Raw genomic sequence first — 17,163 nt, forward strand, 5'->3', positions numbered from 1 at the left:
CTCGGGGAGCTTGCAGGGCGCTGCCCTGCAAGCTCCCCGAGGTCGTCAGATTCCCGCGTACCAGGAGAAGCCGAGCTCGCCGACCATGCTGCCGCGGCCCTGGCCGATCCCGTCCACCCGCTCGACGGCCTCGATGCTGGCGAGATACTTCAGGGACTTGTAGCCGAGCTGGCGCTCGACCCGCAGGCGCACGGGCGCGCCGTGGGCGACCGGCAGGTCTCGCCCGTTCATGCCGTAGGCGAGGATGGTCTGCGGGTGGAGGGCGTCGAACAGGTCGTAGCTGTCCCACCAGCCGTCCACCGTGCGGATCACCACGAAGCGCGCCGCCGGCTTCAGGCCGGCGCTCGCCAGGACGTGGGACAGCGGCACGCCGGTCCAGGCGCCGATGGCCGACCAGCCCTGCTCGCAGCTGTGCAGGGTCACCTGGGTGCGGGCGGGCATACCCCGCAGATCCGCGAGCGAGAAACTGCCCGGCCGCTCCACCAGCCCGGTGACCGGCAGGCGCCAGTCCGAGAAGCCCTGCGCCCGGGAGCTGCGATAGACCGGGTCGTCCGGGTCGGTGGTGTTGATGGTCGGGAAATGGGCCGAGACCATCTCGATCGGGAACTCGCGCACCAGCGGCTGGTCGCGCAGGAGCACGCGCTGGGTGGCGAGCGTCAGCGCGTCGCTGAGGCCGTAGAGCCCGCCGCGACCGGGGCCGCCGGGGACGCCGCCCGGGATGAGGTCGCAGGCGCCCGCGAGCGCGCCCGCCCCGAGGGTCGAGGCGCCGAGGATCAGCCGGCGGCGGGAGAGCGTCGTCATCGGGTCTCCTGCGGGCGTGTGGCGGGTTGTTCGGGCGAGCGCCCCGTGATCATCGCGCGCATCTGGGTCCAGGGCCCGTTGGCGAGCACCTGCCAGACGTGGACGAGCAGGAACAGCACGAGCAGGACGGCGCAGAGGAAGTGGATCGTGCGGGCCGACTGGCGCCCGCCGAACAGCCAGAACAGCTCCGGCCAAGCCGCCGTCACCCCGGGCGACATGGTGAGCCCCGAGAGCAGCATCAGGGGTCCGAGGCCGAGGATCACCGCCAGATAGGCGAGCTTCTGGAGCGCGTTGTAGCGCCGGGCGCCGGAAGCGGCCGCCGGGTCCCCGCGCAGGCGCAGATGCGCCCGGACTTCGCCGAGGATGTGGCGCGGGCGCCACTGGTCGCGGTCGGGCAGCAGGCGGCCGGCGAGATGGCCGGCCACGAGCGCCAGGGCGAGGTAGGCGAGGCCGTTGAGGACGAAGATCCAGGCGGCCAGGAAGTGCAGGTTGCGGCCCCAGCCGGTCTGTTCGAGGTTCACCGGCAGCGGCAGGCTGATCCAGGCCGGGGCGCCGTTGGCGCCGGTCTCGCCCCAGAACAGGTGCGGCAGCGCGAGCAGGATCGCGGTGCCGCTGACCGCGAGCGCCCCGAAGGCGCCCGCGTTGATCCAGTGGGTCAGGCGCACCCAGAGCGGATGGCGCCGCACAACGCGCTCCCGTGTCCCGGCGTGCCCTTGCGGCTCAGCCGCCATCGCGTATCCCTGCGGGGTCCCGGGCCCGCAGGACGTCGATACGGTATTCCGGCGCGCGCGTCTGGGCGATCACCTCCGCGAAGGTTGCCGCGCCGGCGATGAAGCTCTCGGCTGCGGCGTCGCCCGAGAGCGGGAAGTCCTGGGGCCCGAGCCAGTGCACCAGCACACAGTCCCCGCCGGGTACGAGGCTCTCCGCCACCCGCGCGACGACGCGCGCGAGGTCGCCCTCCGTGAAGAAGTACAGCACCTCACCGAGCAGGATCAGGTCGAACCGGCCCGGGGGCCAGTCGCCCGGCACGGCGCCCAGGACGAAGCCGACCTGGGGCTGGTCGGCGCAGCGGGCGCTGGCGTCCGCGATGGCCGCGGGCGCGACGTCGAGGGCGGTGAGCGCGCCGCAGCGCGGGGCGAGCGCCCGTGTCAGAACGCCGATCGAGCAGCCGATCTCCAGCGCCGCGCCGTAGCTCTGCCGGGGCAGGCTCGCCAGGGTGGCGGCATACTTGTCCCGCTCGTAGGCGCTCGTGGCGAGGCGCCAGGGGTCGGGATCGGCCGCGTAGATGTCCGTGAAGTAGCGCGCCGGCAGGGTCGCGGTGTGGCGCTCGCTCATCGCTGCTCCGATTCCAGACCGTCCCAGAGTGCGGGCAGCGGCGCCTCCTCCGCAAGGGCGTAGGCGGCGGCGCTCGTCAGAGCGTAGTCGGGGGCGGGCTGGCGCAGGTAGGTGGCGAGATCGCGGGTCAGGCGCTCCAGCGGGTGGTCCTCGAGGAAGCCCGCGAGTCCGACCGAGCGCTGGGCGAGAGCGATCACGTCGAGCCCGGCCTGTTCGACGGCGGCCCGGGCGAGATTGACGTAGGCGACGATCCGCTCCGCCCCGGCCCGCTCGGCGGCGACCGCCTCCGCGGCCCGCGCCACGAGCAGGCGGCAGCTCTCGGCGGCGATCAGCGCGCGGCCCAGCCGGGCCTGCTGGTGCGGGTCGGCCCCGCGCCCGGTCGCCCGCATATGCGCGCGGTGGGCCTCCACCACCGCCTCGATGCCGCCGAGCTGCACCGCCATGAAGCGCCAGGCACCGCCGAAGAAGAAGGGCTGACGGGCGTAGTCGTCCGGTGCGCCGACCTGCGCCGCGTCCGCCGCCCGGAGCCCCGTGAGGTCGACCCGGCCGGTCGCGGTGGCGCGCATGCCCTGAGCGCGCCACGCCGAGAGATCGGCGCGCTCCCCCGGCGCCAGCGGCACGACCAGCATCTGGCGGCGCCCGTCGGCGAGCCGGGCCGTGACCAGGGGCCGGGTGACGTGGCCGGCGCCCGACGCGAAGCTCTTGGCGCCCCGGAGAGCGTCCTCCGCCAGCACCAGCCCCCCGGGTTCCGGTTCCGTGTTCCAGACGCCGAAGAGGTGGCCGGCTCGCGCGTCGCGGGCGAGGCTAGCGCGCGCGTCGTCCGAGCCGTAGCGCAACGCCAGGGCGAGCGCGTTGACGTGGCCTTCGTAGAGGCGCCCGACTGCGAGGCTGCCCCGGCCGATCGCCGTGAGGAGGCTGCACAGGGCCGCGACGCGCTCGGGCTCGCACAGGCCGGCGCCACCGAGATCGGCGGGCAGGGGCGCGGCGAGGTAGCCACCCGTCCGCAGCCGCCCGAGCGCCGCCTCCGGGAAAGCGCCGTGCCGGTCGAGCGCGGCGGCCTCCGCGGCGCAGGGTGTGGCAGCCGCTTCGGCGCGGCGGATGAGGTCGAGGGTCACGCATCGCTCGCGGGTCTGTCGGGAGCCGTGCGGTACGGTCCGCCCGCGGCGCAGCGTGTCAAATGTTAAGGCAAAACACTATCGCAGGTTGTTCCTTTTCGGTGTCCCGTTCCCGTGTCCTCTGGACGCAGCGGCGGCCCGGGATCGGGGCGTGGGGCGAAAACGCCGCCTCGGGCGCAGCCCTTGAACGAAGTGTGGTGCTCGGCGTTGCCTCTCTCAGGAGTTCGGAGGGGCCAATGCTGGGCAGGTTGATCGCATCCGCTCGAAGCGTGGCGACGGGTTCGGGTGCCGTACGGGCACTTCTCCCGGGCGGGCCGCAACGCGCGCCGGGAGCGGCCATCGCACCTGCCCCGGAGGCCGCACGCGACTTCCCGCCGATGCGGCCCCTCGAGCCGCCGTCGGCCCAGAACGACGATGTCCTTCAGCCCGTGCACGAGGCGGTGGAGCGCGACCTGCGGGCGCGCGGCTACCTGCGCTGAAGGAGGCGCGGTCCCGCCGCTCTCAGCCGGCCACCCCGAGTGCCGCCGCGCGGGCGCGCACCGCGGATCCGCGATAGATCACCAGGGTGGCGACCAGGCCGCAGGCGCCGCCGAAGGCCATCCAGATGCCGGGGGCGGCCCGGTTCTCGGTCTGCTCGATCAGCCAGGTCGAGACCAGCGGGGTGAAGCCGCCGAAGAAGGCGGTGGCGAGCGAGTAGGCGAGCGAGAACCCGGCCGTGCGGACCTGGGCCGGCACCACCTCGGTCAGCGCCACCACCATGGCGCCGTTGTAGCTGCCGTACAGGAAGGACAGCCAGAGCAGCACGATCAGCATGTTGCCGAACGAGACGTGGCCGACCAGCCAGGCGAGCGCCGGATAGGCGGTGAGGAGGGTCAGCGCCGAGAAGACGATCAGCAGGGGCTTGCGGCCGATCCGGTCGGAGAGCGCGCCCATCACCGGCAGCCAGAACAGGTTCGACAGGGCCGTGCAGAAGGTGATCAGCAGGCTGTCGGTGTCGGAGAGCTTCAGCACCGCCTTGCCGAAGGTCGGGGTGTAGACCGTGATCGTGTAGAACGAGATCGTGGTCATCGCCACCAGCAGCATGCCGAGGACGACGATCTTCCAGTTCCGGCCGAGCGTGGCAAAGATCTCACTCGTGCTCGGTCGGACCTTGCGGTGGAGGAACTCCTGGGTCTCCTCCAGCGAGCGGCGGATGTAGAACAGGAACGGCACGATGGCGCAGCCGATGAAGAACGGGATGCGCCAGCCCCAGTCGCCCATCTGGCCCGGCGTCAGGCTGTGATTGAGCGCGTAGCCGATGATCGCGGCGGCCATCACGGCGACCTGCTGGCTGCCCGACTGCCAGGAGACGTAGAAGCCCTTGCGGCCGGGCGTCGCCATCTCGGCCAGGTAGACCGAGACGCCGCCGAGCTCCACGCCCGCCGAGAAGCCCTGCAGCAGGCGCCCGATCAGCACGAGGGCCGGGGCGGCGAGCCCGATGGTCTGGTGGCCCGGCACGAAGGCGATCAGGATCGTGCCCGCCGCCATGATGGTCAGCGTGACGATCAGCCCCCGGCGTCGTCCGATTCGGTCGACGTAGGCGCCCAGGAAGATCGCCCCCAGCGGGCGCATCAGGAAGCCCGCGCCGAAGGTGGCGAAGGTGAGCATCAGGGAGGCGTACGCGTTCTCGCCCGGGAAGAACGTCTTCGCGATGTGCGTGGCGTAGAACCCGAACAGGAAGAAGTCGAACATCTCCAGGAAGTTGCCGCTGGTGACGCGCAGCACCGTGGCAACCTTCGACCGCCCACGGTCGCTTTCCGAGAACGAAGCCATGCGTTTCCCCTGACGCCGCCGCGGGCGGCTCTGCCCCTGTCGCGCGGCCTGCACGTTCGAGGGCAACTTTTATTCCATGTGCGCGAGCGCCAGGATCGTTTACAGCAACGGATCCTTCGACACCAAGACGCGTCGCGCCCGGTCCGGCTCAAGCCCGTGGAATCTTACGGTGTCTTGTAATGGGTGCGGCCTCGCCGGGGCTCTCACGTCTTCGAGACCCGGGACCTCTGTCGTTCGGCGTCGAACAGGCCCGATCCAGAGGGCGCGGCGATCCGGCCCCCTGCCGTTCCCCGGCCGAGGTCCGCGGCGCGGGACTTGCCCGGCGGGTCGGCACAGGATTCAGAGACCGGCCATGACCGACAGCCCGATCATAGACGCCGCCCGAGCCCGCGATGCGCAGGACGGCTCCGGTGCCGAGCCCGGCCTCGCCCGCGATCTCACGGGGTTCAGCCTCGTCTGCATCGGGCTCGGCGCGACGATCGGTGCGGGGATCTTCGTGCTCACCGGCACGGCGGCGGCGGCCTATGCGGGGCCGGCCCTGGTGCTGTCCTTCGCGCTCGGCGGGATCGCCTGCGCCTTCGTCGGCCTCTGCTACGCGGAACTCGCCGCGATGATGCCGGCCTCCGGCTCGACCTACACCTACACCCGGGCGAGCCTCGGCGAACTCTGCGCCTGGATCGTCGGCTGGGACCTCGTTCTCGAATTCGCCTTCGCGGCCGCCACGGTGGCGGTCGGCTGGTCGGGCTACGCCCAGAGCCTCCTCGCCGATCTCGGGCTCGCCCTGCCGCCGATGCTCGCGGCCGCGCCCGGCGCGGGCGGCCTCGTCAATCTGCCGGCCGGCCTGATCGTGCTGGCCCTGTCCTGGCTGCTGATCCGCGGCACCCGCGGGGCGGCGGCCGCCAACGCCGCGCTGGTGGCGCTGAAGGTCGCGATCATCCTGGCCTTCGTCGCCGTCGGCCTTGCGCACCTGAAGCCCGCGCTGTGGCACCCCTTCGTGCCGGAGAATACGGGCTCGTTCGGCCATTACGGCTGGAGCGGCGTGCTGCGCGGGGCGGGCGTGGTGTTCTTCGCCTTCATCGGCTTCGAGACGGTCTCGACCGCGGTCGGCGAGACGCGCCAGCCGCAGCGGGACGCGCCGGTCGGGCTGCTCGGCTCGCTGGCGCTGACCACGCTGCTCTACGTGATGGTCGCCGCGGTGCTCACGGGCCTCGTGCCCTACCGCGACCTCGACGTGCCCGACCCGATCGCCCGGGCGGTCGATGCGGCCGGGCTCGGCGGCTTCGCCGTGGTGATCAAGCTCGGTGCGCTCGTCGGCCTCACCACCTCAGCGCTCACCGCCCTCTACGGGCAGGCCCGGATCTGCTTCGCGATGGCCCGCGACGGGCTGCTGCCCGCCGCCTTCGGCCGGGTCGATCCGGTGCGGCGCACGCCGGCCCTGAGCCAGGGCGTGATCGGCATCGGCACCGCGCTCGTCGCCGCCTTCGTGCCGCTGGAGGTGCTGGGTGAACTCGTCAGCATCGGCACGCTGCTCGCCTTCTGCCTCGTCTGCGCGGCGGTGCCGCTGCTGCGCAGGCGCTGTCCGGACCTCCCCCGGCCCTTCCGGGTGCCGGCCGCGTCCCTGGTGGCGGGGCTCGGCATCCTCTGCTGCCTCGTCCTGATGGCCGGCCTGCCCGGCGACACCTGGCTCCGGCTCGCCCTCTGGCTCGCACTGGGGCTCGGGATCTACGGCTTCTACGGCCGCGCCAATGCCCGGCGCCTGCGGGCAGGCACCTCGTAGTTTCGAAACCTCAGGACCGGCTCTGAGCGAGCGCCTGGTTGGTCTGCTCCAGGCGCAGCGCCAGTTCCCGCATCACCGCGATGCCGATCTGCGGGAACTGCGCCAGCAATTCGAGGAAGACGCCCCGGTCGATGCGCAGCGCCGTGGTGGCGCTCTCGGCCGTCACCGTGGCGGAGCGCGGTTGGTCGGCCAGGATGCCCATCTCGCCCACCAGCGCGTCGGGGCCGAGCAGCGCCAGCCGGATCGGGCCGGCCGGTCCGTCGAGGCTCACCGCGGCGCTGCCCTCCAGGAGGAGGTAGGCGGCGTCCGAGGCGTCGCCGCGGGTGAAGAAGCGCTGGCCCGGCTCGAAGTGCACGCGCTCGCTCGTGAAGGCGAGCAGCTTCAGCCGCGCGGGCTCCACCTCGCGGAACAACGGCACCTGCCGCAGGGACGAGACCTCGGTATCGAGGGTCATGGCAACGCTCCGGCCCTCACCAAGCGGGCCCTGCATCCATGCGGAAGGTTCGAGACTTGTCCAGTGCGTGGCCCGGCCGCACCTGCCGCGCCCAGGAGAAACGAGGAAGCGATGGGGTTTGGGCGAGCGATGCGCGGTGGGCGGCAGGGATGGGCCGCCACGGCCTTGGCCGGCGCCCTGGCCGGCGCCCTCCTCGGCGCGCTCGCCGGCCTCTCGCCGACGCCCGCGGCCGCGCGCCTCGTGCAGGCGGACTTGGCCCGGGTCGCCGTCGCGCCCCCGCCCGGCGCGCGCGCGCGCCTCGACCTCGCCTTCACGGATGCGGACGAGGAGCGGTCCACGACGCTCGCCGAGGCCGCGGGCGGGCGCCCGGTCCTGCTGCTGCCGGTGGACTATAGCTGCGGCAACGTCTGCGACCCGATGCTCTCGCTCTCGGCCGCCGCACTGCAGGCGACCGGCCTGGCGGCGGGGCGGGATTACGCTTTCGTTCTCGTCGGCCTCGACCCGCGCGACGATGCCGCGGCGGCGCGCCGCATGCTGTCGGAGACACTCGGGCCCGCCCCCTCCCCCACCCGCCCGCAGGCGCTGGTCGGCTCGACGGACACCGTCGCGGCGCTGACCGGCGCGCTCGGCTACGGCTTCGTGCCGGATCCGAACACGGACAGCATCGCCCATCCGGCCGCCGCGATCCTGCTCACGCCCGAGGGCCGGGTGGCCCGCGTCCTCTCGCCGCTGGCGCTCAACGGGCGCGACCTGCGCCTCGCCCTGATCGAGGCCGGCGAGGGCCGGACCGGCACGCTCGGCGACCGGCTCGCCCTGCTCTGCTACGGCTTCGATGCGGCCACCGGGGTCTACACCCCGCTGGTGCGCCGGATCCTGGCGGTCGCAGGCGCCGCGACCGTCCTGGGCATCGCGCTCCTCGTCCTGCTTCTCGCTCGCGCGGGACGGGTTCGGACCACCTGAGGGCTCGGGCCGCTCAGCGCCGCGTCGTCAGGCCCATCTCGCCGGCCTCCGGCGGCCGGCGCTTGGCGCTGGCATTCGGCTGCGGCGAATCGATCGGCTCCTCGTGGGTCGACGGGGTGGGGCTGTCCTCGGGCGCCGGCATCGGCGGCAGCGCCTTGTCGTTCGGGTGCTGGCCCGCGTCGCCGTGCTCCAGCGCACCCTTCACCATCTCGCGGTTCGTCATCGCGCTACTGTCCCGTTCTGGTCCGTTCCGGCTACGGCCAAGCTTTCGCGCCGGCCTGTCCTCGGCACCTTCGCAGCTTCAACGGGCGAGCACAGGCCCGGTTGCGGCACGGCCCGCGGCCAACCGGGGCAGGAACCATCGGTTATTGGCGAAGGTTGTGATGAAGTGAAGCGAAGCCTGAGGAGGGACTGATGGCATCGGGAAATTCGACCTCGAAGCGAGGTTTTGCATCTATGAACATCGAGCGTCAGCGCGAGATCGCCAGCAAGGGCGGGCGCAGCGTGCCGGCCGAGAAGCGCTCCTTCTCGCAGGACCGTGAGCTGGCCTCGTCGGCTGGACGCAAGGGTGGCCAGTCGACCGGAACCGGTCGCGCCGGCGAGTGATCTCCCGCTGCCCGGTTCACGGCGCTCGTCCCTGATCGGGGACGGGCGCCGTCTCTTTTTCAGACCCGGCCCGCGCACGAAAAAGGCCCCGCTCGCCGCGGGGCCTTTTTCGTGCTGGCTGATGCTTTCTGTATGGGCCGAGGGCAGGGCCGCGGTCAGGAAATGCAGCGACCCGGCAGCATGCGGCGTGCCTCCGGCCCGACCAGAGCGCTCAGAGCCGCCTCGCAGCCCTCCCGCATCGTCCGGCGGGGCTTGAGAACCGGCCGCTCCTCGGATTCTCCGCCCTGCGCGGACGGGGCCGGGCGGCTCTCCAGGCGCGGGACGCCGGCCACGCGGGTCGGGCTGATCGCCAGCGAGACCGGGCGCATGCCCGGCAGGGGCGCCGGTGCCAGGAGCGCGGCGGGCGACTGGCTGCTCGTCAAGGCCACCGGCGCGGTCCAGCGGTCGGCGGTGTCGCGGATCATCGGATGGACCATCAGGGTTAGAATGGCGGCCGGTGCACTCACGCCCAGAATGAAACCAGACCGAAGCATCGTCGCGGCCTCCGATAGGAGCTTGACAGGTTGTTAACAGAACGCGTGCTCTCGCCTCTCGGTTCCTTCCCGGCGTGTCGATGGGGTCATCAGTATTCGTTGGGCGTTCTGTCTCGCGTGCTGGCCCCCGCGGAACCTGTCCACAGGCGCACAATGTGACCTGAAAGTCACGGTTGGGCGAGAAATTGAACGGCGTGACCGGAACCTCCGGCCCTTCGGTCCGTTCTCAGAGGACCCGGCCACCTGGTCCTCCCCGCATTCCCCTTGTGCATCGGCCGGAACCTCTCAGACGGGCTGGAGCCACTCCAGCCCGTTTTTTTGCGGCTCGGCAGCTGGATGTGCATACGGAAAAGCCCCGGCGCGATGGCCGGGGCTCTTGCTTGGGAGGGTCGGGGAAGCCCTGCATCAGGATCTGTGCGGAGGCCCGACGCAGTCGCCGTTGTCGGGTCGCCCTGCGTCAGGCCGTCTTGCGTCAGGCTGACTTGGCCTCGCGGCGGCGGGCGGTCTGCTGGAAGAACAGGGCCTGGCTGATCACCGCCGAGACGTTGGCGGGCTGGAACGGCTTGGCGATCAGGAAGGCCGGCTCCGGCCGCTCGCCGGTGAGGAAGCGCTCCGGATAGGCGGTGATGAAGATCACTGGCACCTCGAAGGTCTTCAGCAGATCATTCACCGCGTCGAGGCCCGAGGAGCCGTCGGCGAGCTGGATGTCGGCCAGGATCAGGCCGGGGCGCTTGCCGCCCTCGCCCGCGATCTTGATCGCCTCCGAGCGGGTACGGGCGACGCCGATCACGTTGTGGCCCAGGCCCTCCACCAGGGCCTCGAGGTCCATGGCGATCAGCGGCTCGTCCTCGATGATCAGGATCTCGGTCGCCATGTCGGCGGCGAGCTCGCGGCCGGCCTCGTCCACGAGGTCGCGCACCTGGGCGACGTCCACGTCGAGGATGATCGCGGCGTCCTCCTCGGAGAAGCCCTCGAGGCATGAGAGCAGGAAGGCCTGGCGCGGCAGCGGCGTGATTTGGCCGAGGCGAACCTCCGCCGGCAGATCGTGCTGCACCTGCTCGCGGCGGCCGTTCACCGAGAGCGAGTTCCAGATCCGCGTGAAGACCCGGAACAGGTCCGCCTTGACGTTGGTGCTGCGACCGAGGGTTTCGGGTTCGTTGACCAGCGTTTCCAAAGTCGCGGCGACGTAGGCGTCCCCCGCAACCTGGCTGCCCGTGAGCGCGCGCGCGTAGCGCCTCAGGTAGGGCAGGTGCTGCACAACGAGTTGCGATGTGGACATTCGATCCCCTGTGGCTTGCTGTGTTCTCGCCGCCTCCCGCCCAACGCGGGCGGCCCGGCTCCGTTCCGGGGAAGCGGAACCGAACTTGGATCCTGGCGTTGCTGAAGCAGCCATGACGTATGTCAAGCCGCAAGACAATGCGGCGGGCGCGGGTTAACCGGGCCCAAGGGGATGCCGTGAATGAATGACGACGGGAAGGCGAGCGCCGTCCGCGCCGGAGGTATGCCGGCTGTCGAGGAGGCCGCCCCGCCGACGGAGCAGGCCGTAGCTGGGAAGACGGCGGCTCAGGCCCGGCCTTCAGACAGTTCGCTCAATGAGTTTGCGCGCACGCGGCTCGGTACGCATCTGCGCGCGATGTACGATGCCGTGGTTCAGCAGCCGGTGCCGGACCAGTTCCGCGACCTGATCGCACGTCTCGAAGCCAGTGAGACAGGTGCTGCCGCGACGGGCGGGAATTCCGAGACGGGCGCGGCGCCCGACGCCGGCGGGAGCCGGCGGGACGCCTGAGCCTTCGGCGGATCGCCGCGCGGGGCGCGACGATCCGGCACGGGGTCTAGAGTGTCGGCGAGCGGCCACGCAGGAGGCCGATGACGGCCGAGATCGCGAAGAGCACGATCGCGACGAAGAAGACGAGCTTCGCGGCTTCCATGGCCGTGCCGGCGATGCCGCCGAAACCCAGCAGAGCGGCCACGAGGGCCACGACGAGAAATGTTACGGCCCAACCAAGCATTGTTGTGGTCCTTTGAATAGTTCCGCCGCGGTGTTTTGCGGCTATCTGGTCATGGAAACGCCAAGGTTCGGCCATGGTTCCGTGGTCGGAATGCAGAGATCGTCTATCGGTCTGATCGCGGGCGCGTGGGAGGGCTCGGCCCGGTCGACCGCCGCGGCTTTGCGCCGCCCCGCCCTGCGCGCGCCCTCGCATCCGGTGGTCCGGGCCCCCATATCCCGTTCATCGAAGCCGGACAGCTCGCGGAACGCAGACGTGTCCGCGGCGTTCGACAGACTGAAGATAGTCGAAACCAGTTGTCGAGAGACCCAGCGATGAGAAACGCCTCCGCGCTCGCCGCACGCCTCGCAGAGACGGTCACCGATGCCCTGACGCGCGCGAGTGAGCGGCTGCTCGACCTCGTGGGGCCGCAGCGGCAGGCACAGCTCATCCCGGTCCGGGTGCGCCGGCGCCCGCCGCACGGGCGCCGTTGAACCGAGAGAGCGGGGCCCGCCTTCGGGCACTCCGGGGAACGACGCGACAAGGACGCGACGAAGCCGCCCGGCAACGGGCGGCTTCGTCGTTCTCACGGCCCCAATCGGCGACTTGTCCACCGCCCGATTCGGGGCGGGATCCGAGCCTGACCTCGCTGACTCACGCCGCGCCGCCCGGCATCCTGATCCGGCACGGGACGGGGTGGTTCATTTCCGGGCATGAGCCGCGGCTGGCGCACGCTCCCTCCGCTGTCCGCGCGTCCGGGCGCGGATCGATCGGTTCTCCGCCACACTTGCCCCCGGCCAACCGTTAAGGCTTGGTTTCCTTCGGGCGCCCGGCTTCGGCGAAGCGGTCCCGGTCTCCGCGACTGCGCGCGGGCCGGCATGCCCGATCCGGGGGACGGCATGGGCGAGAACGCGCGGATGTGGCGAGGGTTGGCGGCCGGCGTGCCGCGTCGGCGGCTGATCGGCCCCCTGCTGGCCGGCCTCGTCCTCGGGCTCGGCGGCGTCACGGTGGCGGTGAGCGTCGGTCACGCCGCCGACAACCACAACCCGTTCGCATTCCTCGAAGCGCTCTTCCGCGGGCCGCCGGCCCGGCCAGAGCCGGCACCGCGGCAGGCCGCCCGCTACGTCGCTCTGCCGGATGCGGCGCCGCCGCGCCGCCGCCTGATCCCGGCGCCGGCCTCCGGTCCGGCCCTGACCACGCACTGGCGCGCGCGTCGCGAGGCGATGCGGCGCGACGCCGCCCGCCACAGCACCCGCATCCCGCACAGGGTCGCGGAGGCGAGGGCCGGGCGCCGCACGGTCTGCGTGCGGATGTGCGACGGCTACCTCTTCCCGCTCGGCAACCTGAGGACGCGCGCCGATCTGCCGGCGCACGAGGCCGCCTGTGCGGCCGCCTGCCCCGGCGCGCGCACCAGCCTCTACACCCTCGCGGCCGGCACGGGCGAGCTCGACCAAGCGGTGAGCCTGCAGGGCCAGCCCTACCGCGCTTCGGCACTCGCCCACGTCTACCGGCAGCGCCGGGTCGCCGACTGTTCCTGTCAGGCCGCGAGCGGCGCCCCGCTTCTCTCGATCGCGCAGGATCCCACGCTGCGCGCCGGGGACGCGGTGGCGACCCGCGACTCGGCCCGGGTTGCGGTGCGCCTGCCCGGCAGCCTCGCCCTCGTCGATTACCGCACCGCCCGGATCGCGGGCGGTGCCCGCCGCCAGATCGAGGGTCGGGTCGGCGCGCTCCAGCGCGAGGCGCGCGAGCGCGCGTTCCGGCAGGTGCTGCGTGCGGCCGAGCGCGAGAGCGTGGTTCGGGTCGCCTCCGCGGGCGGCTTCCTGCTCCCGGAGCGCGCCGTCGGCGGCTTCGTGCCCCTGCGGGTCGTGCAGCCCTCGCCCTATGGGCGCTGACAGCCTGCCCACGATGGCGTAGGCCTTGAGCCGGTCTCGGGGTGCGGCGGGGGGGAAGCGATCGATGGCGGAGGGGCCGGATTTCGAGACGGCGCTGCCGGCCGCGGGTCAGTTCGAGACGCTGACGCCCCTGGTGCGCCGGCTCGTCGCGCCGAACGCGTCTCCGTTCACCGCGAGCGGCACCTGCACCTACGTCGTGGGACGCGGGACCGTGGCGGTGATCGATCCCGGACCCGAGGATGCGGACCATCTCGACCGCCTGCTCTCCGGGCTCGCGGGCGAGACGGTGGCGCAGATCGTCGTCACCCACACCCACCGCGATCATTCGCCGGGCGCGCGGCCCCTCAGGGACCGTACGGGCGCGCCCATCGTCGGCTGCGGCCCGCACCGCGCCGCGCGGGCGCTGGGTACCGGCGAGCTGCCGATGCTCGATGCGAGCGCCGACCGGGAGCACCGGCCCGACCGGGAACTCGCCGAGGGCGAGCGGGTCTCCGGTCCCGGCTGGACGCTGGAGGCGCTCGAGACGCCCGGCCACACCATGAACCACCTCGCCTTCGCGCTGCCGGAGGAGAACGCCCTGTTCTCGGGCGATCACGTCATGGCGTGGTCGACGAGCGTGGTGGCTCCGCCGGACGGCGCGATGCGCGCCTACATGGCCTCCCTCGACAAGCTGCGTGCCCGGGACGAGGCCGTGTATTGGCCGGGCCATGGCGGTCCGGTGCGCGACCCGCGCCGCTTCGTGCGGGGCCTCGCCAACCACCGCCGCCAGCGCGAGGCCGCGATCCGCGCACGGATCGCGGCGGGCGACGCGGAGATCGCCGCGATCGTCGCGGCGATCTACCAGGGATTGAACCCCCGGCTCACCGGCGCCGCGATGCTCTCGGTCTTCGCCCATCTGGAGGATCTGGTCGAGCGCGGGCAGGTGCTGAGCGACGGCCCGGCCCGGATCGACGGGCGCTACGGACCGGCCTGATCCTTTACTTGAGGGCGAGCGCGAGGTTCGAGACCTCGTCCAGATAGGCGCGGATCCGGTCAGCATTGACGCCGAGGTCGCGGCCGCCGAGGCGCGAGGCCGAGCGTACGTCGATGCGCGCCCCGTCGGCCCGCGGGCGCACCCGCACGGTCACGTCGTCGGGCAGGTTGAGCAGCAGCCCGCGCGAGACCGCCTCGATCCGCCCGTTGCCGACCCGGCCGCCCGGTCGGATCGCCTCGACGATCTGCCAGCGCCGGTTCACCGCCGCCTTGCGGGCGAGTTCGAAGGCCTCGTCGGCGTCGACGTCGAGGGTCAGCGGCGCGACCTGCGGATAGGCGGCGCGCTGGCGCTCGCGCGCCTCGGGGCCGGGCTCCGGCGGGTAGCGCCCCTCTCGCGCCGCGAAGGCCGTGCGCGAGCGCGAGAAGGCGGGCGGGTTCTCGATGTCGGTGCTGATGTCGTTGAGCGCCGGGAGCCTCAGGCCCCGCAGCGCCGCGTAGGCCGGATAGGCCAGGACCAGGGAGGCGAAGAAGAGTCCGCCGACCGCCGCACCCAGGCCCCGCGCACCCTCGCGCCAGACCCGCACGAAGGCGAAGCCCGCCGTCAGCACGGCGAGCAGCGCCACCGCGATCCCGGCCCCGAGCGTGGCGAGCGCCGGACCTGTCTCGGTGCGCGGATCGCGCACCAGGGCCAGGGCCAGCGCGGTCACCAGGATCGAGAACAGGGCGAGCCGGCGCGCCAGCGGACCGGCGCGGGTGACGGGCTCCTCGACGATCGGGCGACGCATGGCTCTCGGACGACCTCGGCGATCCCGGCGGCGCGGCTGCGGGCGGGAGCCCGGTCTTACAGAGGCGCCGGCCCCCGCGCCAGCAGGCGCGAGGGGGGTGTGGGAGCCCTGTGTCGAAGCAGTGGGTTGGGGCGGCGAGCGGATGCCGCCCCCCGCCTCCCTCTGCTATAGGGTCGAGCCACGATGTCGCGTCCCCTGCCCGAGCCGAACTCGCGGACGCCCGACCTGCTCCGGGTCTGGTTCCGTTTCATCCGTCTCAACCGGCGGGTCACGGCAGCCGTCGCGGCGGAATTGCGCGGCATCGGCCTGTCGATCCCGCAATTCGACGTGCTCTCGACGCTCACCGAGCGCGAGGGGCTGACACAGCAGGATCTGGCGGCCCGGCTCTACGTGACGAAGGGCAACGTGTCTGGGCTGATCGACCGCCTGGTCGAGGCGGGGCTCGTGGAGCGGCGGCCGATCCCCGGGGACAGGCGCTCGCACGCCCTGCACCTCACCCCGGCCGGCGCGGCCCTCGCCGCCCAGGGCATCGCCGCGCAGGAGGCCTATGTCGTCCGCACGCTCGGGCGCCTCGGCGCGGAGGATCTCGCGTCGATCGAGCGGCTGGTGCTCGCGTGGCGGGAGCATGCCCGCGCGGATGCCGAGGCCGGGCGGGGCTGAAGCTCGGTCCCGATATGCAGGCGGCCGGCCCCGCGAAGCGGAGCCGGCCGGGGAAACCGATCTGGCGAGCGGCGGTCAGGCCCGCAGGGGGGCCCCGATGCGGGCGCGAAGCTGGGCCCGCAGGTTCTCGTTGGCGCCCGGCTCGGCATCGACCTGCCACATCAGCCGCAGCAACTGGCTGATCGGCGTGGCGTGGCTCTGGACCGCCTCGCTCACGAGCTGGGCGAGGGACTTCTCGGACACGGACCGGATCTGCACGCCGGCGACCGATTGAGGCATGATACGCGCTCGTCTCGAATGATTTTGAACCGCGGGCGGCGCGATACGCCTTTCAGCCGGCCGTGACCAGCCCCTCAGGCAGGATTCGGTAGCCGGCGCGTAAACGCGGCCGTGCATAAATCCGCGCGGCATGTGCGGTACCGCACGGGAGACCGGGATTGGGGCAGGCTGCTGGGCCGTGGCCCACCGGGAGGTCAGCCGGAACCGCCGCGGCCTCTGGCGAGCGGCGAGGCGTCGAACCCGTCGAGGATGTCCTGCGGATCGCGGTAGATGGTGCGGCAGCCGGCTGCGGCCAGATCCGCCTCCGGGAAACCGCCGCAGAGCACGCCGATCGTGCCGATTCCGGCCTTGCCCGCGGCCTCGGCATCGTAGGGCGTGTCCCCGACCGCCAGGATGCGGCTCTTCGGAATGCCGCCGAGCTGTTTCAGGGCCGCCTCGAAGATGTCGGGATACGGCTTCGAGCGGTCGGCATCGTCCGAACTTGTCGCGACGTCGACGAGGTCGGCGATCTTCAAGATCTCCTGGTAGTGCTCGACCTCGTCCCGTTTGCCCGAGGAGCCGAGCGCGATCGTCAGTCCCTCGGCGCGCACGCGCTCGAACAGGGCGCGCACGCCCGGAAAGGGTTTCACGTGCGGCAGGTAATCGCGCTTGAACAGGTCGGACCGATAGGCCTCGATCCTCTCTCCCTCGCGGGCGAGGCGATCGCGGGGCACGAAGACCGGCATCAGCTCGTCGCCGCCCTTGCCGATCTGGCCGCGCACGGCGGCGAACTCGGTCGCGATGCCGAAATGCGCGAAGGCCGCGACCCAGGCCTCCGCGTGCAGGTCCACGCTGTCGAGCAGCGTTCCGTCGATGTCGAAGATGACCGCGCGCGTCATGGCCAGCTCGGGGTTCAGCGCGGGAAGATGTGCAGGCCGTCGTCCGGTAGCAGGTTGCGGGCGGGGCCGCCGGTCTGCTGGCCGCGGCCCTGCTGGTAGTAGGGCAGTTCCGGACGGCGGTCGTTGTCGCTGCCCGAATCGTAGGCCCAGGGCGGGTTCCAGGGGGCCCGGCCGCCGGGCGTCACCGGCACCGGGGCGCCGAGCGGGGCGGCGAGCGCCGGGAACGACAGCAGGGCGAGCGCGAGGCCGCAGGCCGGACGGGTCTTCACGGAACGCTCCTTCGCGCGGGGTGCCGGGTCAACGGCCGAGGTTCGGCCGC

General features: G+C 72.4%; 22 protein-coding genes. 8 read left to right on the forward strand and 14 right to left on the reverse strand.

Annotation, left to right across the window (positions count from 1 at the left end):
* Positions 1 to 45 precede the first annotated feature (45 nt).
* The 5 genes from MFF54_RS01415 to MFF54_RS01435 form a co-directional block, all read right to left on the reverse strand.
* Positions 46 to 801: a molybdopterin-dependent oxidoreductase gene (locus tag MFF54_RS01415; protein ID WP_238300700.1), complete on the reverse strand. Its 756-nt coding sequence runs from the start codon at positions 799 to 801 to the stop codon at positions 46 to 48.
* Positions 798 to 1,532, reverse strand: a complete 735-nt coding sequence (locus tag MFF54_RS01420; protein ID WP_238300702.1) for a cytochrome b/b6 domain-containing protein — start codon at positions 1,530 to 1,532, stop codon at positions 798 to 800. The genes MFF54_RS01415 and MFF54_RS01420 overlap by 4 nt, the downstream gene beginning before the upstream one ends.
* Positions 1,522 to 2,136 carry an SAM-dependent methyltransferase gene (locus tag MFF54_RS01425; protein WP_238300704.1) on the reverse strand — a complete coding sequence of 205 codons (615 nt, stop codon included), beginning with the start codon at positions 2,134 to 2,136 and terminating at the stop codon, positions 1,522 to 1,524. Before MFF54_RS01425 ends, MFF54_RS01420 begins: the two co-directional genes overlap by 11 nt.
* The gene (locus MFF54_RS01430; protein WP_238300706.1) at positions 2,133 to 3,251 is read right to left on the reverse strand and encodes an acyl-CoA dehydrogenase family protein; all 1,119 of its coding nucleotides are present in this window, start codon (positions 3,249 to 3,251) and stop codon (positions 2,133 to 2,135) included. The genes MFF54_RS01425 and MFF54_RS01430 overlap by 4 nt, the downstream gene beginning before the upstream one ends.
* Before the next feature lie 501 nt (positions 3,252 to 3,752).
* Complete coding sequence (locus MFF54_RS01435) at positions 3,753 to 5,063, reverse strand: MFS transporter (RefSeq protein WP_238300707.1); 1,311 nt, start codon at positions 5,061 to 5,063, stop codon at positions 3,753 to 3,755.
* A gap of 352 nt (positions 5,064 to 5,415) precedes the next feature.
* Between MFF54_RS01435 and MFF54_RS01440 the strand changes: the two genes are divergently transcribed.
* Entirely contained in the window at positions 5,416 to 6,840 is a 1,425-nt protein-coding gene (locus MFF54_RS01440) for an amino acid permease (RefSeq protein ID WP_238300709.1), read from the forward strand.
* Positions 6,841 to 6,850: 10 nt separating this feature from the next.
* Here the strand turns inward: MFF54_RS01440 and MFF54_RS01445 are convergent, their stop codons facing one another.
* Positions 6,851 to 7,294: a Crp/Fnr family transcriptional regulator gene (locus MFF54_RS01445; protein WP_238300711.1), complete on the reverse strand. Its 444-nt coding sequence runs from the start codon at positions 7,292 to 7,294 to the stop codon at positions 6,851 to 6,853.
* Between the two features lie 165 nt (positions 7,295 to 7,459).
* Here MFF54_RS01445 and MFF54_RS01450 point away from each other — a divergent pair, with 165 nt between their 5' ends.
* Positions 7,460 to 8,254, forward strand: coding sequence for an SCO family protein (locus tag MFF54_RS01450; RefSeq protein WP_238300713.1), 795 nt, complete (start codon positions 7,460 to 7,462; stop codon positions 8,252 to 8,254).
* Positions 8,255 to 8,267: 13 nt separating this feature from the next.
* Here MFF54_RS01450 and MFF54_RS01455 read toward each other — a convergent pair whose 3' ends face one another.
* Positions 8,268 to 8,477, reverse strand: coding sequence for a hypothetical protein (locus tag MFF54_RS01455; protein WP_238300714.1), 210 nt, complete (start codon positions 8,475 to 8,477; stop codon positions 8,268 to 8,270).
* A 191-nt stretch (positions 8,478 to 8,668) separates the two neighbouring features.
* Between MFF54_RS01455 and MFF54_RS01460 the strand changes: the two genes are divergently transcribed.
* Positions 8,669 to 8,860, forward strand: a complete 192-nt coding sequence (locus tag MFF54_RS01460; protein WP_066926471.1) for a con-10 family general stress protein — start codon at positions 8,669 to 8,671, stop codon at positions 8,858 to 8,860.
* Between the two features lie 155 nt (positions 8,861 to 9,015).
* Here MFF54_RS01460 and MFF54_RS01465 read toward each other — a convergent pair whose 3' ends face one another.
* Together MFF54_RS01465 and MFF54_RS01470 are read right to left on the reverse strand one after the other, a co-directional pair.
* Positions 9,016 to 9,393 carry a hypothetical protein gene (locus MFF54_RS01465; protein WP_238300718.1) on the reverse strand — a complete coding sequence of 126 codons (378 nt, stop codon included), beginning with the start codon at positions 9,391 to 9,393 and terminating at the stop codon, positions 9,016 to 9,018.
* Between the two features lie 472 nt (positions 9,394 to 9,865).
* Positions 9,866 to 10,672, reverse strand: coding sequence for a response regulator (locus MFF54_RS01470; RefSeq protein WP_238300720.1), 807 nt, complete (start codon positions 10,670 to 10,672; stop codon positions 9,866 to 9,868).
* A 180-nt stretch (positions 10,673 to 10,852) separates the two neighbouring features.
* Here MFF54_RS01470 and MFF54_RS01475 point away from each other — a divergent pair, with 180 nt between their 5' ends.
* On the forward strand, positions 10,853 to 11,179 hold the full coding sequence (locus tag MFF54_RS01475; protein ID WP_238300722.1) for a NepR family anti-sigma factor: 327 nt from the start codon (positions 10,853 to 10,855) through the stop codon (positions 11,177 to 11,179).
* Positions 11,180 to 11,225: 46 nt separating this feature from the next.
* Here the strand turns inward: MFF54_RS01475 and MFF54_RS01480 are convergent, their stop codons facing one another.
* Positions 11,226 to 11,402 carry a DUF1328 domain-containing protein gene (locus MFF54_RS01480; protein WP_082773302.1) on the reverse strand — a complete coding sequence of 59 codons (177 nt, stop codon included), beginning with the start codon at positions 11,400 to 11,402 and terminating at the stop codon, positions 11,226 to 11,228.
* A gap of 311 nt (positions 11,403 to 11,713) precedes the next feature.
* Here MFF54_RS01480 and MFF54_RS01485 point away from each other — a divergent pair, with 311 nt between their 5' ends.
* From MFF54_RS01485 to MFF54_RS01495, 3 genes are all read left to right on the forward strand, one after another.
* Positions 11,714 to 11,872 carry a hypothetical protein gene (locus MFF54_RS01485; RefSeq protein WP_238300724.1) on the forward strand — a complete coding sequence of 53 codons (159 nt, stop codon included), beginning with the start codon at positions 11,714 to 11,716 and terminating at the stop codon, positions 11,870 to 11,872.
* A 384-nt stretch (positions 11,873 to 12,256) separates the two neighbouring features.
* Complete coding sequence (locus tag MFF54_RS01490; RefSeq protein WP_238300725.1) at positions 12,257 to 13,270, forward strand: DUF2865 domain-containing protein; 1,014 nt, start codon at positions 12,257 to 12,259, stop codon at positions 13,268 to 13,270.
* Positions 13,271 to 13,334: 64 nt separating this feature from the next.
* Positions 13,335 to 14,243 (forward strand): MBL fold metallo-hydrolase, encoded by a 909-nt coding sequence (locus tag MFF54_RS01495; RefSeq protein WP_238300726.1) that lies wholly within the window; start codon positions 13,335 to 13,337, stop codon positions 14,241 to 14,243.
* A gap of 4 nt (positions 14,244 to 14,247) precedes the next feature.
* Here the strand turns inward: MFF54_RS01495 and MFF54_RS01500 are convergent, their stop codons facing one another.
* Complete coding sequence (locus MFF54_RS01500; RefSeq protein ID WP_238300727.1) at positions 14,248 to 15,027, reverse strand: DUF1499 domain-containing protein; 780 nt, start codon at positions 15,025 to 15,027, stop codon at positions 14,248 to 14,250.
* A 183-nt stretch (positions 15,028 to 15,210) separates the two neighbouring features.
* Here MFF54_RS01500 and MFF54_RS01505 point away from each other — a divergent pair, with 183 nt between their 5' ends.
* Positions 15,211 to 15,687, forward strand: a complete 477-nt coding sequence (locus MFF54_RS01505; protein ID WP_238300728.1) for a MarR family winged helix-turn-helix transcriptional regulator — start codon at positions 15,211 to 15,213, stop codon at positions 15,685 to 15,687.
* Positions 15,688 to 15,762: 75 nt separating this feature from the next.
* Here the strand turns inward: MFF54_RS01505 and MFF54_RS01510 are convergent, their stop codons facing one another.
* The 3 genes from MFF54_RS01510 to MFF54_RS01520 form a co-directional block, all read right to left on the reverse strand.
* Positions 15,763 to 15,966 (reverse strand): hypothetical protein, encoded by a 204-nt coding sequence (locus MFF54_RS01510; RefSeq protein WP_238300729.1) that lies wholly within the window; start codon positions 15,964 to 15,966, stop codon positions 15,763 to 15,765.
* A gap of 194 nt (positions 15,967 to 16,160) precedes the next feature.
* Positions 16,161 to 16,844 (reverse strand): HAD family hydrolase, encoded by a 684-nt coding sequence (locus MFF54_RS01515; RefSeq protein ID WP_238300730.1) that lies wholly within the window; start codon positions 16,842 to 16,844, stop codon positions 16,161 to 16,163.
* A gap of 14 nt (positions 16,845 to 16,858) precedes the next feature.
* Complete coding sequence (locus tag MFF54_RS01520; RefSeq protein WP_370880215.1) at positions 16,859 to 17,113, reverse strand: hypothetical protein; 255 nt, start codon at positions 17,111 to 17,113, stop codon at positions 16,859 to 16,861.
* Between the last annotated feature and the right edge of the window lie 50 nt (positions 17,114 to 17,163).

The organism is Methylobacterium gregans (assembly GCF_022179245.1).
Taxonomy (GTDB): Bacteria; Pseudomonadota; Alphaproteobacteria; order Rhizobiales; family Beijerinckiaceae; genus Methylobacterium; species Methylobacterium gregans.

What these genes read in the sequence shown, in the direction of transcription:
- MFF54_RS01480 (WP_082773302.1), bottom strand. Translation starts at nt 11,402, where the DNA reads ATGCTTGGTTGGGCCGTAACATTTCTCGTCGTGGCCCTCGTGGCCGCT.
- MFF54_RS01510 (WP_238300729.1), bottom strand. Translation starts at nt 15,966, where the DNA reads ATGCCTCAATCGGTCGCCGGCGTGCAGATCCGGTCCGTGTCCGAGAAG.
- MFF54_RS01455 (WP_238300714.1), bottom strand. Translation starts at nt 8,477, where the DNA reads ATGACGAACCGCGAGATGGTGAAGGGTGCGCTGGAGCACGGCGACGCG.
- MFF54_RS01505 (WP_238300728.1), top strand. Translation starts at nt 15,211, where the DNA reads ATGTCGCGTCCCCTGCCCGAGCCGAACTCGCGGACGCCCGACCTGCTC.
- MFF54_RS01490 (WP_238300725.1), top strand. Translation starts at nt 12,257, where the DNA reads ATGCCCGATCCGGGGGACGGCATGGGCGAGAACGCGCGGATGTGGCGA.
- MFF54_RS01470 (WP_238300720.1), bottom strand. Translation starts at nt 10,672, where the DNA reads ATGTCCACATCGCAACTCGTTGTGCAGCACCTGCCCTACCTGAGGCGC.
- MFF54_RS01465 (WP_238300718.1), bottom strand. Translation starts at nt 9,393, where the DNA reads ATGCTTCGGTCTGGTTTCATTCTGGGCGTGAGTGCACCGGCCGCCATT.
- MFF54_RS01415 (WP_238300700.1), bottom strand. Translation starts at nt 801, where the DNA reads ATGACGACGCTCTCCCGCCGCCGGCTGATCCTCGGCGCCTCGACCCTC.
- MFF54_RS01500 (WP_238300727.1), bottom strand. Translation starts at nt 15,027, where the DNA reads ATGCGTCGCCCGATCGTCGAGGAGCCCGTCACCCGCGCCGGTCCGCTG.
- MFF54_RS01495 (WP_238300726.1), top strand. Translation starts at nt 13,335, where the DNA reads ATGGCGGAGGGGCCGGATTTCGAGACGGCGCTGCCGGCCGCGGGTCAG.
- MFF54_RS01460 (WP_066926471.1), top strand. Translation starts at nt 8,669, where the DNA reads ATGGCATCGGGAAATTCGACCTCGAAGCGAGGTTTTGCATCTATGAAC.
- MFF54_RS01440 (WP_238300709.1), top strand. Translation starts at nt 5,416, where the DNA reads ATGACCGACAGCCCGATCATAGACGCCGCCCGAGCCCGCGATGCGCAG.
- MFF54_RS01475 (WP_238300722.1), top strand. Translation starts at nt 10,853, where the DNA reads ATGAATGACGACGGGAAGGCGAGCGCCGTCCGCGCCGGAGGTATGCCG.
- MFF54_RS01425 (WP_238300704.1), bottom strand. Translation starts at nt 2,136, where the DNA reads ATGAGCGAGCGCCACACCGCGACCCTGCCGGCGCGCTACTTCACGGAC.
- MFF54_RS01420 (WP_238300702.1), bottom strand. Translation starts at nt 1,532, where the DNA reads ATGGCGGCTGAGCCGCAAGGGCACGCCGGGACACGGGAGCGCGTTGTG.
- MFF54_RS01485 (WP_238300724.1), top strand. Translation starts at nt 11,714, where the DNA reads ATGAGAAACGCCTCCGCGCTCGCCGCACGCCTCGCAGAGACGGTCACC.
- MFF54_RS01435 (WP_238300707.1), bottom strand. Translation starts at nt 5,063, where the DNA reads ATGGCTTCGTTCTCGGAAAGCGACCGTGGGCGGTCGAAGGTTGCCACG.
- MFF54_RS01515 (WP_238300730.1), bottom strand. Translation starts at nt 16,844, where the DNA reads ATGACGCGCGCGGTCATCTTCGACATCGACGGAACGCTGCTCGACAGC.
- MFF54_RS01445 (WP_238300711.1), bottom strand. Translation starts at nt 7,294, where the DNA reads ATGACCCTCGATACCGAGGTCTCGTCCCTGCGGCAGGTGCCGTTGTTC.